Here is a 17,125-nt window from a genome sequence, read left to right on the forward strand (position 1 = left end):
TAAATACGAGTCATATATAGGACTCATATTTGATTTCTGAAAAAAACTCCGTACACTTTTGTTCGTTCTTACCTGTTCCCTGTTCCCTTACTACGCAAATGATTTCAGGAATCAAAGCGGATTCCTATAGTTAGCTTTCAAGTGCTTCTAACCAAACGTGTAAATCAGCCATACTTGTAAAATCAAGCAAAGCCTCACCCAGATTTTCCAATTGTTCCAGGGAAAGAGATTCAACTTGTTGACGTACTTGGTGCGGTAATTCTCCTACTTTACGGGATAATAGACGCAAAACGAGCGATCGCGCTTCTACTTCCCTAATTTCCTGATAAACCCGTGTTTCTTGGAGTGTAATTCCCAACATCTGTTCTACCTCCCTTTGGTTTTTACCTTCAAACTTGTACACCATGATCGTCACCAGTAACTCTATTATGGCGCGATTTTCTGGTTGAGAATTTTCCTGCTGACTCCTGGTTAATAAATACCTGGCTTCTTCAGTAGTACGTTCTTCTTCCAAAGTAGTCAACACCATCAACCCAACCCACACAGGTAAGGAGCGAATATCACCCAACTCATCTAAATATATCCGATTTACCTGGGGGCTATTCAGTTGACTGAGATAAGGATTAATATCAGTTTGTTCTAAACTACGAGATGGGTAAATTATCACGATTTGCAAATTACTAAATCTGTCACGGTTGCGGTAAAAGTACAAATACGATTCTGCAAATACTCTTTCGTAGAGTCTTTCGTCTTTTTGAAACTGCACCTCACAGAAATACACTACACCCGGATTTGGATTTTGTGGTGGTAGAAATACTCCATCAATTTCAAACTTTGGTTCTTTAACAGCTACCGAATCAAATATATATTCATCCGCATTATTTGGTGGATTTGTCAATAACGCAAATAACAAACTAGGAGATTGTTGAAATAATTTATAAAATATCGAATCGCGTCGCATAAAGTATTTTCAGCACTGCCATATCATAACGTTTTGTTCTGATTTTACATAGACGTGTTATCTAAATAACCTATAAATTACCATTTTGGGATAAAAATTTGCCGTTTTTGGATAGAAATTATATATCAAAAAATAGTAATATTTATATATTTTGGTTAATTACATTTGTAATGACTAATTAGAAAAATTAAATTCCTGAAGTTTCACTCAGACAATGACACCTAAATTTCATCAAGGATCAAATCAACTCTCTCCCTTGCAACGACTACTGCGATATGGGGAAAAATATCGCGGACAGATTTATCAAGCCTCTACCTATTCTGTAATTAATACCATTTTAGATATAGCACCACCTTGGTTAGTGGGTATTGCGGTCGATATATTAGTGCAACAACAAAATTCTGTTATTGCTAAATTTGGCATTAAAGAAGTAGTATGGCAATTTGCACTACTTTCATTAATTACTATTATTATTTGGGTTTTTGAATCACTTTCTCAGTACGCTTATGACCGACTTTGGCGCAATGTCGCGCAAAATATCCAGCATAGTTTACGTTTAGATGCTTACAACCATTTACAACAATTAGAATCAGCTTATTTTGAAGACAGCAGCACTGGTGGTTTGATGTCAATTCTCAGTGATGATATCAACCAACTTGAAGATTTTTTAAATGGGGGAGCAAATGAAGTTATTCAAGTTACGACTGCTTTGATAATTTTGATGGTTGGTGCATTTTTCATATTACCAGTTAACATTACTCTAGCAGCAATGTTACCAATGCCTTTTATTTTGTGGGGTTCATTTCTATATCAAAAACGTCTTGAACCCCGTTATGCTGATGTGAGAGAAAAAGTTAGTCTTCTCAATGCAAGGCTGGCTAATAATATTAGTGGAATTACCACAATTAAAAGTTTCACGGCAGAAAATTATGAAAATGCCAGATTAGCCGAGGAAAGTGAAGCTTATAGAAAAAGTAATACCAAGGCAATTAAACTTTCTGCGGCTTTTGTCCCCTTAATTAGAATGTTGGTTTTAGCAGGGTTTACGGCTTTATTATTTTTGGGAGGAATGGCTGCATATTCAGGGAAAATATCTATAGGTAATTATAGTGTTTTACTGGTGCTGGTGCAGAGATTATTGTGGCCATTAGTGTTTTTAGGAGAAACTTTTGATCATTATCAAAGAGCAATGGCTTCTACTAAGCGGGTGATGGATTTATTAGATACTCCTATCCAAATTACTACGGGAGATGTGCCTTTAGTGGTGGAACAGGTGCGGGGTGAGGTTGATTTTAAAAATGTGACTTTTGCCTATCGCAATAGTACCGCGATCATTAAATATTTGTCATTGCATATTCCTGCGGGACAAACTATTGCCATTGTTGGTTCTACTGGTTCAGGCAAAAGCACTTTAGTGAAATTATTATTGCGTTTTTATGATGTTTCTAGTGGTGCAATTACTATTGATGGCATTGATATTCAGAAGTTGGATTTGTATGATTTGCGTCGTAGTATTGGCTTAGTTAGTCAGGATGTATTCTTATTTCATGGTACGGTAGCAGAAAATATTGCCTACGGTACGTTTCATGCGACAGAAGAAGCCATTATTGATGCGGCAAAAGTAGCCGAAGCCCATGATTTTATTATGCAGCTTCCCCAAGGTTATGAAACGATAGTTGGGGAACGAGGACAAAAGTTATCTGGGGGACAACGCCAACGTATTGCTATAGCTAGAGCAGTGTTGAAAAATCCGCCGATTTTGATTTTAGATGAGGCGACATCTGCGGTGGATAATGAGACGGAAGCAGCTATTCAACGCTCTTTAGAAAAGATTACAGTAAATCGGACAACTATTGCGATCGCTCACCGTCTTTCCACCATTCGCCATACTCATTGTATATATGTAATGGAGCATGGTCAAATTATAGAACAGGGTACGCACGAAGAATTACTGGCACTGGATGGGATTTATACGAATCTGTGGCGCGTACAGTCTGGACTTTCACTCTAGGAGTGACGCACAAAGTTTGTTTGTGGAGACTGGGTGTGGGAGTGCAAGGATATTGAATTATTACACTCATTTCTTAACAAACATCCATGTGCGTAAGTCCTGTTATTACTTTGCGGCTAAATTTTTCAGGTTCTCTTCTGTGACACGACAAATTCGCCAATCATCTAAGATGCTGGCTCCCATACTCCGGTAAAATGCTTTTGCTGGTTCATTCCAATCCAGGACACTCCATTCTAAGCGTCCGCAATTTCGCTCGACGGCAATTTGCGCTAGTTTGGTTAACAGTGCTTTACCAATACCCTGACGGCGATACTCTGGTAAAACAAACAAATCTTCGAGATAAATTCCTGGCTTGGTCAGAAAGGTAGAATAGTTGTGAAAAAACAAGGCAAAACCTACAGCCTGTCCTTGATATTCTGCCAAAATGGCTTCGATATATCTTTGTTCACCAAATAGATGCTCTTGTAGTGCTGCAACATTGCCTGTAACGGCCTGAGATAATTTCTCATACTCCGCCAACTGTTTAATTAATTGAAATAGTACGTTGCTATCACTCGGTTCAGCAAACCGCAAAATTAAATCGGTCATTAGTCATTTGTCATTAGTCCATAGTCATTAGTCCATAGTTAAGCTAAAGAGTCAAGACTCATTTGACTAAAACTCAGCACTCAGCACTCAGCACTCAGCACTTTTAAACTAACCAACCTTTCAAGCGTTTTGCAATGTGGGGACGGCGTAATTTTCGCATGGCTTTGCTTTGAATTTGGCGGACTCGTTCACGGGACAAATTAAACATATTTCCCACTTCTTCTAAGGTGCATGGTTCGCTGGTTGTCAGTCCATAACGCAAAGAAATTACGTCTTTTTCTCGTGGGGTGAGTACGTCACCTAAAACTTCCCAAATCTCCTGGCGCATCATGTTTTCGTTCATTTTGGCTTCAGGAGACAGGTTGTCTTCATCTTCTAATAAGTCCATCAATTCGGTGTCTTCTTCTTTACCGACGCGATGGTTGAGGGAAAGGGCTTGGCGGCGTAGTTGTTGTAGTTGGCGTAGTTGTTGGACAGTCATTTCCAAAGAAGCGGCCATTTCGGCTTCTGTGGGGTTATGACCAAGTTTTTGTTTGAGTTCGCGTTGGGCTTTTTTGAGTTTGTTAAGTTTTTCTACAATGTGAATTGGTAAGCGAATTGTCCTGGCATCATTAGCGATCGCTCGCGTAATGGCTTGGCGAATCCACCAGTAAGCATAAGTGGAAAATTTATATCCTTTATCGGGATCAAATTTTTCTGTGGCGCGATTTAATCCCATTGCCCCTTCTTGAATTAAATCTAGAAAAGGTACTCCGCGATTTAAATATCGTTTGGCAATTGATACCACTAGTCTGAGGTTCGAGCGAATCATTTTGCGTTTCGCTACTCGACCTTGATATAAGCGGCTTTCTAGCTGCTTTTCTGTCATATCGAACTGGGCGGCTACTTGGGCTTTGGTTGCTGGCTGTCCTAGTTCGGCTTGCAAGGCGGCTTGGATGTCTCGGACTTCTTCTAAAAATCGGACTCGCCGTGCTAATTCAACTTCTTCGTCTGGTTTCAGCAGAGGATAACGTGCCATTTCTTTAAAAAATGCACCTACGGCATCATCATGCTCAGTTTTGTTATATCCTGAAGGTCGCGCTGCTGCCATCTCATCCCCATCACGTTCCTCTGGTTCGAGATTTTCTGCAATTGGGGATTCTTCTTCTACCAATATTTCTAAACTTTCGAGTAGTTGTTCTTCTGTATCGGCAGCAGTTTCTAATATTTCCATTGTTCCCAATTCAGCAATATTCATAGTTTCCTTTAGGGATGGTTGCTTTGTTTGGTACATAATTCCTTGACAGCTACTCGTTTGCGGCTTGGTAGTTTCCCCTTAGAAACAAATGCACTTTCTTGATTACCAAGTACAAGTTTCTACTAATCACTTAGCAAAACTAAAAAATTCTTTTCTAGCTGTCCTGTATGATTACTGCTAGATCAAACCCTGTACAAATATTGGTGATTGCACCTCAAAATTATTGTCTCAGGTTCTAACAGATATACTTCTTATTTTTTGATTAATCCCTAAATCTGTCAAATACCCTCAACCATTCTCAACCTTAACAAATATAAAAGAAACCAAGTAATTATTCTCATTTCTTAAAAATTCCTATATTTTTATAAAGTTTTTCATCTTTTCTGGGGGGAACTAATCTCAAAGTAAAGGTTTTGATTTTGATTTTATTTGGATTTCATAAAATTTTCTAAAGGTCACAATTTCAGTAATTTAATTAGCTGAAATTAATTAGTTGTATAAAAGCATCTCACATACACCAATAATTGAATATCTACCAATGGACGGAAAAAGGCTATGCCACATTTAGTAAATCGGCAAATGATTTCATAAATAGTCAGAGGTTTATAGTCAGTCGGTTTTATTTTTGAAATTATCTGTGCAGTTAGTGAGTAGGGAGTAGGCAGTTTTTTCTCTAAATCAAATATGAGTCCTATTTTTGGTTTTTGTGGTAAGCAGTCTTCAAATATTTATTGCACGTATAGCTAAGTTTGATTTGTCTAGTAGGTTACATAACGGGAAACTTATCAAGTATCATGAGTGATAAACGTATTGCGAAATACACTTTACTTTTTACAGAGAAAAAGACTAAATTCTTGAGAGCTAAGAAAAGGGATCATAAATTCCTGTCAAGAAAAAACAACAAATATGTATATTAATGACTTAAATTTACAAAATTTAGTAGTTGCCGAGCCAGGGGAATCTTATCAAGCCCAAAAGGGGAATCGCTACGTTGAAGTTTTGGTAGACTGTCCAGGCGCTACCGGATTATTTACATACCGTTTACCACCGCAGTTAGAAGTAAAATCAGGGGATATATTAACTGTGCCATTTGGCGCACAACAGTTAGGCGCGATCGCCATTCGGTTGTTAAGCACACCTAATATTGATCTAGCACCAGACAAAATTCGAGAAGTCGAAGATGTGGTGAGTGTGGGGTTTTTCCCCAGCTATTATTGGGAATTATTAAACCGCGTCGCAGCATATTACTACACGCCCTTAATTCAGGTGATTCGGGTGGCTTTACCGCCGGGATTATTAGGGCGGACTCAACGCCGGATTCGTTTAACTAATACCCAAAGCCAATCTCATCGAGCTTTTCTCAGTCCAGTCGCCCAGCAGATTTTACAACTGTTGCAAACTCAACCATCAGGGGATTACAGTTTTGCGTATATTCAACAAAAAGTCAAGTTCACCTATCGCGGCGTGCGGGAATTGTTGCGCTTGGGTTTGGTGGAGAGTTATTTAGAAGCCCCCAGACTAACTCGCCCCAAATTACAAAAAGCTGTCACATTAATAGATAGTAGCGATCGCGATTTAACTCAGCGTCAGCGAGAAATCATCGAAGTTTTGCGCCGCAACGGTGGGGAATTATGGCACAGCGAACTCTTGCAAATTTGTAATGCGAGTTCTTCCATCCTCAAAACCTTGGCGCAAAAAGGTTACATCGTGATTGAAGAACGGGAAATTTTACGTGCTGAACAAAGCCCGACATTAACGCCAGACCAGCCAAAGTTATTAAATACTGCCCAAGCTAATGCTTTAGCAACTATACAATCATTAACTAAATTTGCTCAAGTCTTGTTGCATGGCGTAACAGGTTCCGGCAAGACAGAAGTATATTTACAAGCGATCGCACCATTATTAAATCAAGGTAAATCAGCCTTAGTCTTAGTCCCGGAAATTGGACTCACACCCCAACTCACCGATAGATTCCGCGCCCGGTTTGGTAACAAAGTCGCCGTTTATCACAGCGCCCTTTCCGAAGGCGAACGTTACGATACTTGGCGACAAATGCTAACAGGGGAACCGCAAGTAGTCATCGGGACGCGCAGTGCTATTTTCGCCCCCTTACCCAACCTCGGTTTAATCATCTTAGACGAAGAACACGACAGCAGCTTTAAGCAAGATTCACCGATCCCCACCTACCACGCCCGTACCGTCGCCCAATGGCGGGCTGAGTTAGAAAACTGTCCCTTGGTTTTGGGTTCGGCTACGCCGTCTTTGGAGAGTTGGGTGAGTATGGAAAGGCAGGAGGGGGACAAGGGGACAAGGGGACAAGGGGGACAAGGGGGACAGGGAGGACAAGGGGGACAAGGGGGACAGAGAGGACAAGGGGGACAAGGGGGACAAGGAAGAAACGATGTTTCAACTACCTTGTCTACCCCCTCTACCTTGTCTACCCCCACTCCCCACTCCCCACTCCCCACTCCCCACTCCCCACTCCCCACTCACTACCTATCATTACCAGAACGCATCAACTCGCGCCCCTTACCACCAGTTGAGGTGGTAGATATGCGGGTGGAATTACAGCAGGGAAATCGGTCAATATTTAGTCGCAGCTTGCAAGAGGCTTTGGCACAATTACAGGAAAAAAGACAGCAGGGGATTTTATTTATTCATCGCCGGGGACATAGTACTTTTGTGTCTTGTCGCAGTTGTGGCTATGTGATGGAATGTCCGCACTGTGATGTGTCCTTAGCGTATCACCATGCAGAAGAAGGTGCGCCCCAATTATTGCGGTGTCATTACTGTAATTATGTGCGATCGCATCCCCAATTCTGTCCCGATTGTAGTTCGCCTTACTTAAAATTCTTTGGGAGTGGAACGCAACGTGTCACCCAAGAATTAGCCAAACAGTTTCCCCAACTGCGGTGCATCCGGTTTGATAGCGATACCACCCGCAACAAAGGCGCACATCGTACCTTGCTAACTCAGTTTGCCAATGGTGAAGCAGATTTATTAGTCGGGACGCAAATGTTAACCAAAGGTTTGGACTTACCCCAAGTTACTCTAGTGGGAGTTGTGGCGGCGGATGGACTGCTGCATTTATCCGACTACCGCGCCAGTGAACGGGCTTTTCAAACGCTTACCCAGGTGGCGGGACGTGCGGGGAGAGGTGATGATGCAGGGAGAGTCATTGTGCAGACTTACACCCCAGAAGATCCCGTAATTGCCGCAGTCTGCACCCACGATTATCAATCTTTTTGTCAAACTGAGTTAGAAAAACGGCGTGACCTTGATTATCCACCTTATGGCAGGTTAATTTTATTGCGTCTCAGTAGCCTTGACCCCATTCAAGTGCAGAATACTGCCCAAATTATCGCTGCCAACTTGGGGAACAATGAAGGCTTTGAAATTCTCGGCCCTGCACCAGCCGGGGTAATGCGAGTAGCGAACCGTTATCGCTGGCAAATCTTATTAAAATTTAACCCTGATGAATTACCCCAGTTACCCAATTGGGACGAAATTAGAGAGTTATGTGGTGATGGCGTTAGCTTGACTATAGATGTTGATCCGATGAATATATTATGAGGTTGGGTAGTTATGAGTTGAATTATGGTGAAAAGAGTAGCGATCGTTGGTGCTGGCCCTAGCGGAGTCCTACTGGCTCACTATTTACTACGTCGTCAAGAAAAATATCAAATCGATATTTTTGATTTTCGCAGTGATCCCCGCACTGTCGCCTTTTCTAAGTCGCGCACCTTTTCGATTGTTCTCAGTCAACGCGGGATCAATGCTTTACAGCAAATTGAGGGACTGAAGGAAGCTGTAAAAGCCATCAGCTTAGAAACTAATGGAGCCGCACTGCACCAAAAAAATGGTAAAACACGGGTATTCAGTAGAAGCTACTCACAGTTAACCCTGGACAGAACGAGCTTGGTAATTCAATTATTAGAACAGTTGACCATCAAAGGCAGCAATCAAGTTAATCTTCACTTCAATCATGAATGTACACAAGTAGATTTTGCTACAAAGCAAATAAAGTTTAAACAACTGGATACTGACACAGAAATTACCGTTGATTATGACTTATTAATTGGTGCAGATGGGTCGCGTTCAGTAGTTAGGGAAGGTTTTCTACAAACAGAGAACTTTCAGTGTAAACAAAATTATGTTGCAAATGACTACAAATCTTTTTTCTTACCACCATTAGACCCTAAATTAAATCTCAACTGGCAACAAAATAAAGTCAACTCTTGGCGGTTAGATAACAGTATAAATATTTTATTAGTCTATCAAATGGACAGCAGTTGGAATGGTGTAATTGTGTTTCCGCACAAAGATAAAACCATTCCTGAACTGACTACCAAACAAGAAGTATTCAACTATTTACACCAAAATTTCCTAGAAATTGCCCAAGTATTACCAGAATCAGAAGCGGAAGATTTTGCTAATAGACCTGTATCTAGAGTGCTGACAGTGCGCTGTAACCGCTATCATCACGGTGATAGTGTTTTGTTGATTGGCGATGCGGCGCATGGAGTTTCCCCATCTCTCGGACAAGGTTGTAACGCCGCCTTGGAAGATGTAGCTATTTTTAACCAAATTTTAGATGAATGTGGTGATAATTTAGCCGTAGCTGTGGAAAAGTTTAGTCTTCAACGTCAAGCTGATGGAATTGCTTTAGTAGAATTAAGTGATTACGCTTTTCCTATCTCGAAAAAGTTATTTGTTGAGTTGTTATTCAGGAATCGTCTGAGTAAATATTTCTTTCCTATTTTACCCAAGTTCTTCCTACCTTCGTTATTTGAACTGATGGCGGAAGGCAAACTTTCCTACTCAGAAATTCTCAACTTATATCAAGATTGGATAGCGAAAGTTAAAAAATCAAATCAACAAATTTTGGCAAAAATGTAAGTTGAAATATAAGTAGGATGTGTTAGCGACAGCGTAACGCATCTACCGCAAAACCTGTGGTGCGTTACGGCTTACGCCTAACACACCCTACTGGCTGAACCGTATCTCTCCCCCTTCTCCCCCTTGTTTTTGTTACTCACATAAATGACTACAAAAAGTAAAAAAATTTGCTGCTACCAGAAAAAGCAAACTACCCTGGGTGATAGGGCTATCTGGAGGTGTTGTGATGACTACTCATCTACCGACTAATGCGCTTGCAGACACAACTGTAAACCCAGCCCATGAGATTATAGATCAACACACTACTGATTGTTGTATTGTGGGTGGCGGCCCGGCTGGGGTGGTTTTAGCTTTTTTGTTGGCGCGTCAAGGTATATCTGTGATGTTGCTAGAGGCGCATAAAGATTTTGACCGCGACTTTCGGGGAGATACAATTCATCCTTCAGTAATGCAAATTATGGAGGAATTGAATTTAAGCGATCGCCTATTACAATTACCTCATACTAAAATGCGCCAAATTCAAGTGAAAACTCCGCAAAATACTTTTACTCTGGCAGATTTTAGTCACCTGAACACAAATTATCCCTACATTACAATGTTGCCCCAGGTAAAATTTTTGGAGTTCATCACCCAAGAAGCGCAACAATATCCAAATTTTCAGTTAGTGATGGGTGCGAATGTTCAAGAACTCATTACAGAAAATGGGGTAGTGACAGGAGTACGTTATCGGGGTGGTGGTGGTTGGCATGAAGTCCGCGCTATGCTGACAGTTGGCGCAGATGGTCGTCACTCCAAGTTAAGACAAATGGGAGAGTTTGCATCTATTGAAACTTCTCCACCGATGGATATTCTCTGGTTTCGCTTACCCCGCCATCCTCAAGAATTTGATGGGGGCTAATAACTGAGTAAAATTTTCTATCTAATTTTACTCATATCTACCTAAAATCTAGGCTATAGTGTTTATATGAGTAAATTGTCAATATCGGAAGCAGCAAAATTAAAAGGTGTAAGTGTTTCCACGCTTAGAAGGTGGGAATCTGAAGGTAAATTAATTCCTGAGAGAACAGCTAGTGGTCATAGAAGATATGATTTAGCTCAATTGCTAGGAATTAAACCCGATTTGTCTTACACAATTGGTTATTGTCGAGTTTCTAGTCATGACCAGAAAGAAGACCTAGAAAGACAAAAACAAGTCGTTGAATTATTTTGTTATCAAAATGGTTGGCAATTTGAAATCATAGAAGATTTAGGCTCAGGTTTAAACTACAGTAAAAAAGGATTGAAAAGATTAATCCGATTAATTGTTGATAGTAAAGTTGAACGTCTTGTTTTAACCCACAAAGATAGACTGATAAGATTTGGTAGTGAATTAATTTTTAGTCTTTGTGAACATTTTGGTACTGAAATTGTAATTATTAACCGAACTGAAGATGCTACTTTTGAAGAAGATTTAGCTCAAGATGTTCTAGAGATAATTACAGTATTTTCAGCAAGACTTTACGGTTCTAGAAGCCACAAAAACAAGAAAATTATCGAGGAACTAAAAGAAGTTGCTGATAGGATTTAAAACTGAGTTAAACATAAATAATGATCAGCGTACTCAATTGATAGGACATTGCGGTGTTGCTCGTCATGCTTGGAATTGGGGTTTAGCACTAACCAAGCAAATACTTGATCACAACAAACAATATCCTGATTCTAAAATAAAATTTCCTACAGCTATAGAGTTACACAAATGGTTAGTAGCATTAGTTAAGTCGGAAAACTCTTGGTATTATCAATATTCAAAATCAGCACCACAAGAGGCACTAAGAGCTTTAAAAACAGCATGGGATAGGTACTTTAAGAAAATATCAGGAGTACCAAAATTCAAAAAGAAAGGTAAACATGATAGTTTTACCTTGGAAGGTACTGTAAAAGTCTTAGGTTCTCATAAAATTCAAGTACCAAAAATAGGAGTTCTAAAAACTTATGAGAGATTGCCTCAGAAAGAAATTAAATCAGTAACTATCAGTCGTAAAGCTGATCGATGGTTTATCAGTTTTAGGTTGGATATAGAAAAACAAGAAAATAATGTGAATAGTATTGTTGGAGTAGATTTAGGCGTAAAAAACCTAGCTACTTTATCAACAGGTGAAATAATAGAAGGTGCAAAATCTTACAAAAAATATGAATCTAAATTAAGTAGGCTCCAATGGTTAAATCGAAATAAAATTATCAATTCAAATAATTGGAGAAAAGCCCAATTAAAAATAGCTAAGTTACATCTGAAGATAGCTAATATCCGTAAAGATACATTACATAAACTCACCACACTATTAGCTAAGAACCACAGCAAAGTAGTAATTGAGGATTTAAATGTATCTGGAATGTTAGCTAACAGAAAGTTAGCACAAGCTATTTCCGATATGGGGTTTTATGAATTTCGTCGTCAACTAACTTACAAGTGTGAATTATATAGTTCCGAACTTGTAATAGTTGATAGATGGTATCCAAGTTCTAAAACCTGTTCCAATTGTGGAACTAAAAAAGAAAATCTCACACTCAGTGATAGAGTTTTTAAATGTGAAAAATGTGGATTTGAGTGTGATAGAGATTTCAACGCAGCAATCAATTTATCAAAGATTGATTTGTCAAAAGTGGCACTCTGAGCCTGTCGAAGTGCTGTCAGTTAGACAGTGTTAGTCTGTGGACTGGATAATGCCGACATTACCAGAGTGAAGCAGAAAGTAAACATCGAACTCTATTTAGTACAAGTTATCTTTTCTAGAAAAGTCTAAATAGATAAGTTTGAGTAAGTTTTATATAACGGAATGGGACGTTTTGCACCTGGACATATATATTGTAGCGATGCTTGACCGTGGTACAGAGTGGCAAATTGCTTATGTCATTCCTAAAGGCGGCTATCAAAAACTGCGGACGGCTGGTTTGGAGGAGTTAAAGAAATCGATTGTGGAAGTTGTGCCAGAATTAAGCGATCGCTTGTATACTCTTCAAGATTGGTCACAAGTCGCTTTTTTATCGGTAGAATCAAGCCGCGTTAAACAGTGGTATCTTCCAGGGTTGTTACTCATTGGTGATGCTGCTCATATTATGTCTCCCGTTGGCGGTGTGGGGATTAACTACGCCATTCAAGATGCAGTCGTAGCCGCTAATGTTCTCAGTCAACCTCTGCAAAATCACCAAGTCAAGCTGAGTGACTTAGCCAAAGTCCAGCGTCAGCGAGAGTTACCGACACGCATTATTCAAGCATTTCAGACATTTATTCAAAAGCGAGTATTTGCACCTGTGTTGTCTGCTAATCAGACTTTTCAACCGCCAGCATTGTTACGCTTACCAATTTTGCGCGATTTACCCGCTAGATTAATTGCTTTGGGTGTGTTTCCGGTTCATGTGAAATAGTTAATTTTTGAGCGTTGCTTATTTGCGGGATGAATTAAGGTTTTTAGCAGAGAGTAAATATTGATTCTTTGCGTCTTTGCGCCTTTGCGCGAAACAAGAAACATCCTTGTGGGCAACAGCAAGCAAGTAATACAAGGTTTCAATCCCTGATAGGGATTAAGTGAGATTTTAACACCGATTGATTGACCTTTTACCCATTACTCTTGATGAATCAGTTTCAATCCCTGATAGGGATTAAGTGAGATTTTAACTCAAGAAATAATCTAGTATCTTCCGGCTCCTGCTGTCCGTTTCAATCCCTGATAGGGATTAAGTGAGATTTTAACGTAGAGGAACTATCAAAGCTTATCGGGGATGGTGAGGTTTCAATCCCTGATAGGGATTAAGTGAGATTTTAACTTTAACTAGATTATGTAAAGCTATTTTATTGGTAGACATGGTTTCAATCCCTGATAGGGATTAAGTGAGATTTTAACGTGGTCGGTATTTTGGCAATTAATGCAGCAATCAGTTTCAATCCCTGATAGGGATTAAGTGAGATTTTAACCTCATTGCAGCCAGATTGGTACTGCCTGAGTGCCTGTTTCAATCCCTGATAGGGATTAAGTGAGATTTTAACGATTCGCAAACTTAAGGCGATCGCTCTCAAGATGGTTTCAATCCCTGATAGGGATTAAGTGAGATTTTAACCTAAATGTCGCTGGTAAGTGGATGCTATGCGGCGTTTCAATCCCTGATAGGGATTAAGTGAGATTTTAACTGAGATAACAGCCAAGATGTACTACCCACAACACAAAGTTTCAATCCCTGATAGGGATTAAGTGAGATTTTAACTGAGATAACAGCCAAGATGTACTACCCACAACACAAAGTTTCAATCCCTGATAGGGATTAAGTGAGATTTTAACCTCATCGGTTGATCCGTTGCGGAGTTCCTGCCTCGTTTCAATCCCTGATAGGGATTAAGTGAGATTTTAACTTAATCAATGCTGGCATTGAGCGGATGACTCCAGGTTTCAATCCCTGATAGGGATTAAGTGAGATTTTAACTGCGTCATACTGGTCAGGCTGTTTAAAATCTGCACGTTTCAATCCCTGATAGGGATTAAGTGAGATTTTAACCCAGTGTTGAGGGCTGGGTCTAGCTCCCTGTTCCGTTTCAATCCCTGATAGGGATTAAGTGAGATTTTAACAAGGATGCAAAGCTCCACCTCATCCCCTTTAATTTGATGTTTCAATCCCTGATAGGGATTAAGTGAGATTTTAACTGCGGAAGCCGGAAAAGCTTGCTGTATTTAGTTTTCAAGGTGCAGTTTCGCGGATGGCATAATTCTAACATGATGAAATGTCAGTTGATTTACATGAAAATGCTGAAACCCAGGCTGTATAAGGTGCGCGGATAATTTTAATTAAATTTTTCTGCAAAAGCTTACCCTCCAAGGAATCCAGCCGTTATTCCTCAAAGACGATTTTGTACACCTACCTATCCGCGTGTTTGGGGTAAGTTTGTCTATCTGGGAATTTCAGGAATTTAGCCGTTAAATTTGGTAGTCAATGTTGCAAATTTTAGCAATAACTAGCCATTTTACCAGTTAGAGCTAATAGTATGACTATGTTTTAGCGGTATAAATATGCCTCAAAAATTTTACGTAAATCCTTTAACTGGCAATAGTACCAACCCTGGTAGCCAGCAAGCGCCATTTAAAACCATTAGCCAAGCCCTCAAGGTTGCCACACCTGATACCATTATTCAACTTACAGATGGAAATTACAGCGTTACTAGTGGAGAGGTGTTTCCCTTAACCATTCCATTTGGTGTGAAAGTGATTGGTAACGAAGCCAACAAAGGCAGCAATATTTTAATTGAAGGAAGTGGTAACTATCTGAGTCGGACTTTTGCGGGTCAAAACGTCACCTTTGTGATGTTAGATGGTTCGGAACTGCGGGGAGTGACTGTGACCAACCCAGCATCTCGCGGTAGTGGTGTTTGGTCAGAATCAACAACTCCGACCATTGCCAATTGCACCTTCAAGAATAATAAGCGAGAGGGAGTATTTGCCACTGGTGATGCGAACCCAGTAGTTCAGGGTAATGTATTTACAGAGAATGCAGCTAATGGAATTGCGATCGCTAAAAATGCCAAAGGTCAAATTCAAGACAACACCTGCATTAAAACAGGTTTTGGTATAGCGATTAGTGATACAGCCTCACCCACACTTTTAAATAACAAATTTACCGAAAACCGTTCTGGCATCGTCGTTTCTGGTAGCGCCCGCCCCGTATTACGTAACAATGTGAGTGAAAATAATACCGACGATGGTCTAACTGTAATTTCCACCGCCCTACCAGACTTAGGCAGTACCTCCAGTTCTGGCGGTAATACGTTCCGCAATAACGGCAAATTCGACTTACAAAATGCTAGTTCCAATCGACTAATTTCCGTTGGTAATCAAATTGATCCCAGCAAAGTTAGCGGTAATATCGAGTTTGCTAGTACTCCAATTCCCACACCAACACCAGTACCGACCCCTACGCCTACTCCTACTCCCATACCAACACCCACACCGATTCCCGTACCGACCCCTACGCCTACTCCTACTCCCATACCAACACCCACACCGATTCCCGTACCGACTCCTACGCCCACACCTACCCCTGTACCAACACCCACACCGATTCCCGTACCAACCCCCACACCTACTCCTACTCCCGTACCGACTCCAGTACCAACCCCCACACCAATACCAAAACCCACACCAGTACCCGTACCAATACCAATACCCACACCCACCCCAGACCCAGAACCAGAAATAGACCCAGAACCAACGCCTACACCAACCCCTGTACCCACACCAACACCAACACCAAAACCCACACCAACGCCTACACCTGCACCCATCGACTTAACCGATATTGCTAATCATTGGGCAGCAGCCTTTATTAGAGAATTAGTCAGACAAGGCATAGTTAACGGTTTCCCAGACCGCACCTTTAGACCAAATGCAACCATGACTAGGGCGCAATATGCAGCATTAATTGTCAAAGCTTTTGCACCATCCTCAAAACGGGCAGCAACACAATTTAAAGATGTAGCAGCTAACTTCTGGGCAGCTAAAGTCATTCAGCAAGCCTATCAAGGTCAATTTCTCTCTGGTTTCCCAGATAATACATTCCGCCCTAACCAAAATATCCAGCGTGTGCAAGTTCTGGTTTCTCTCGTGAATGGACTAGGGCTAGGCACAGCTAGTAATGTTGCCAACGCGATCAAAATTTTCGATGACCAAGCCAAAATTCCTGACTATGCCAAAGATGAGATAGCCAAAGCCATAGATAAAAGAATTATCGTCAATCATCCCAACTTGAAGCAACTCAACCCCACCCGCGATGCCACAAGGGCGGAGGTAGCGGTGATGGTTTATCAAGCATTGGTTGATGCTGGCCGTGTAGCGGCGATTGATTCGCAATATATTGTGAATGGTTAATTAAAAAACACAGGGGTGTAGAGGTGTAAGGTAAGCAAAGTATTGAGTTCTAAAAAACTCTAATCCCTATTACAACGTGGCGGAAGTAAAGATACCATTTCAAGTTAGTGAAAAGCTTGTGATATCAGCTTTTTAACTTTTGACTTTTAACTTTTGACTTCCGCGTAGCGGTACTAGCCTCTCATCCCTGTTCCATTCAAACAATCTATGATGTTTTATGTCTGAACAAAAACCTTTAAATCCTTGGGATTATAAACCTTGGTGGTGTCAACCTTGGTCTATAGTTTTGACATCTGTAATCTTGATTAGTGGTAGTTGGTTCCTATTTAAAATTATTTGGTTAACAATTCTTGTGTCAATTCCTGTACTTATTTGGATGGGCTTTTTTGTGTTTATTTGGCCACAGTTAATGATTCGCAGTGGAATTTTAGAATCATATCAAAAAGAAAATTCTTGAAGAAAAAATCAGAAGTCAAAATCCCACTGAATTACTATATATGACTCATATTTGATTTTTAAAAAAATGTCAGGAAACTTTGCGGTAG

The 17,125-nt window shown here is 40.4% G+C and carries 10 protein-coding genes, 2 pseudogenes and 1 CRISPR repeat array; of the genes and pseudogenes, 9 read left to right on the forward strand and 3 right to left on the reverse strand.

The annotated features are described in order from the left end of the window. Nucleotides 1–130: 130 nt before the first annotated feature. The gene (locus tag H6G79_RS15470; protein WP_190590082.1) at nt 131–961 is read right to left on the reverse strand and encodes a DUF2887 domain-containing protein; all 831 of its coding nucleotides are present in this window, start codon (nt 959–961) and stop codon (nt 131–133) included. 214 nt (nt 962–1,175) lie between these two features. Here H6G79_RS15470 and H6G79_RS15475 point away from each other — a divergent pair, with 214 nt between their 5' ends. Continuing rightward, complete coding sequence (locus H6G79_RS15475) at nt 1,176–2,972, forward strand: ABC transporter ATP-binding protein (RefSeq protein ID WP_190590081.1); 1,797 nt, start codon at nt 1,176–1,178, stop codon at nt 2,970–2,972. Nucleotides 2,973–3,077: 105 nt separating this feature from the next. Here the strand turns inward: H6G79_RS15475 and H6G79_RS15480 are convergent, their stop codons facing one another. Together H6G79_RS15480 and H6G79_RS15485 are read right to left on the reverse strand one after the other, a co-directional pair. After that, nucleotides 3,078–3,560 carry a GNAT family N-acetyltransferase gene (locus H6G79_RS15480; RefSeq protein WP_190590080.1) on the reverse strand — a complete coding sequence of 161 codons (483 nt, stop codon included), beginning with the start codon at nt 3,558–3,560 and terminating at the stop codon, nt 3,078–3,080. 103 nt (nt 3,561–3,663) lie between these two features. Further along, a complete protein-coding gene (locus H6G79_RS15485; protein WP_190590079.1) occupies nt 3,664–4,833 on the reverse strand; it encodes an RpoD/SigA family RNA polymerase sigma factor in 1,170 nt (389 codons plus the stop codon). A gap of 870 nt (nt 4,834–5,703) precedes the next feature. Here H6G79_RS15485 and priA point away from each other — a divergent pair. From priA to H6G79_RS15525, 8 genes and pseudogenes are all read left to right on the forward strand, one after another. Next, a complete protein-coding gene (priA, locus tag H6G79_RS15490) occupies nt 5,704–8,370 on the forward strand; it encodes a primosomal protein N' (protein WP_191049361.1) in 2,667 nt (888 codons plus the stop codon). A 24-nt stretch (nt 8,371–8,394) separates the two neighbouring features. Next, nucleotides 8,395–9,696: an NAD(P)/FAD-dependent oxidoreductase gene (locus H6G79_RS15495; RefSeq protein ID WP_190592500.1), complete on the forward strand. Its 1,302-nt coding sequence runs from the start codon at nt 8,395–8,397 to the stop codon at nt 9,694–9,696. A gap of 226 nt (nt 9,697–9,922) precedes the next feature. After that, a pseudogene (locus H6G79_RS15500) lies at nt 9,923–10,591 on the forward strand (FAD-dependent monooxygenase); the annotation flags it as partial. 69 nt (nt 10,592–10,660) lie between these two features. Next, the gene (locus tag H6G79_RS15505; RefSeq protein ID WP_190592499.1) at nt 10,661–11,263 is read left to right on the forward strand and encodes an IS607 family transposase; all 603 of its coding nucleotides are present in this window, start codon (nt 10,661–10,663) and stop codon (nt 11,261–11,263) included. Then, complete coding sequence (locus H6G79_RS15510) at nt 11,247–12,347, forward strand: RNA-guided endonuclease TnpB family protein (protein ID WP_190592498.1); 1,101 nt, start codon at nt 11,247–11,249, stop codon at nt 12,345–12,347. The genes H6G79_RS15505 and H6G79_RS15510 overlap by 17 nt, the downstream gene beginning before the upstream one ends. Before the next feature lie 159 nt (nt 12,348–12,506). Continuing rightward, a pseudogene (locus H6G79_RS15515) lies at nt 12,507–13,098 on the forward strand (FAD-dependent monooxygenase); the annotation flags it as partial. Nucleotides 13,099–13,234: 136 nt separating this feature from the next. Then, a CRISPR array of direct repeats spans nt 13,235–14,366; the repeat unit is 37 nt; unit sequence GTTTCAATCCCTGATAGGGATTAAGTGAGATTTTAAC. A 363-nt stretch (nt 14,367–14,729) separates the two neighbouring features. Continuing rightward, complete coding sequence (locus tag H6G79_RS15520; protein ID WP_190592497.1) at nt 14,730–16,580, forward strand: DUF1565 domain-containing protein; 1,851 nt, start codon at nt 14,730–14,732, stop codon at nt 16,578–16,580. A gap of 217 nt (nt 16,581–16,797) precedes the next feature. Continuing rightward, nucleotides 16,798–17,037 carry a DUF6737 family protein gene (locus tag H6G79_RS15525; protein WP_190592496.1) on the forward strand — a complete coding sequence of 80 codons (240 nt, stop codon included), beginning with the start codon at nt 16,798–16,800 and terminating at the stop codon, nt 17,035–17,037. Nucleotides 17,038–17,125: the final 88 nt, after the last annotated feature.

The sequence above is a fragment of the Anabaena sp. FACHB-83 genome (assembly GCF_014697485.1).
In the GTDB taxonomy this organism is placed as follows: domain Bacteria; phylum Cyanobacteriota; class Cyanobacteriia; order Cyanobacteriales; family Nostocaceae; genus Nostoc_B.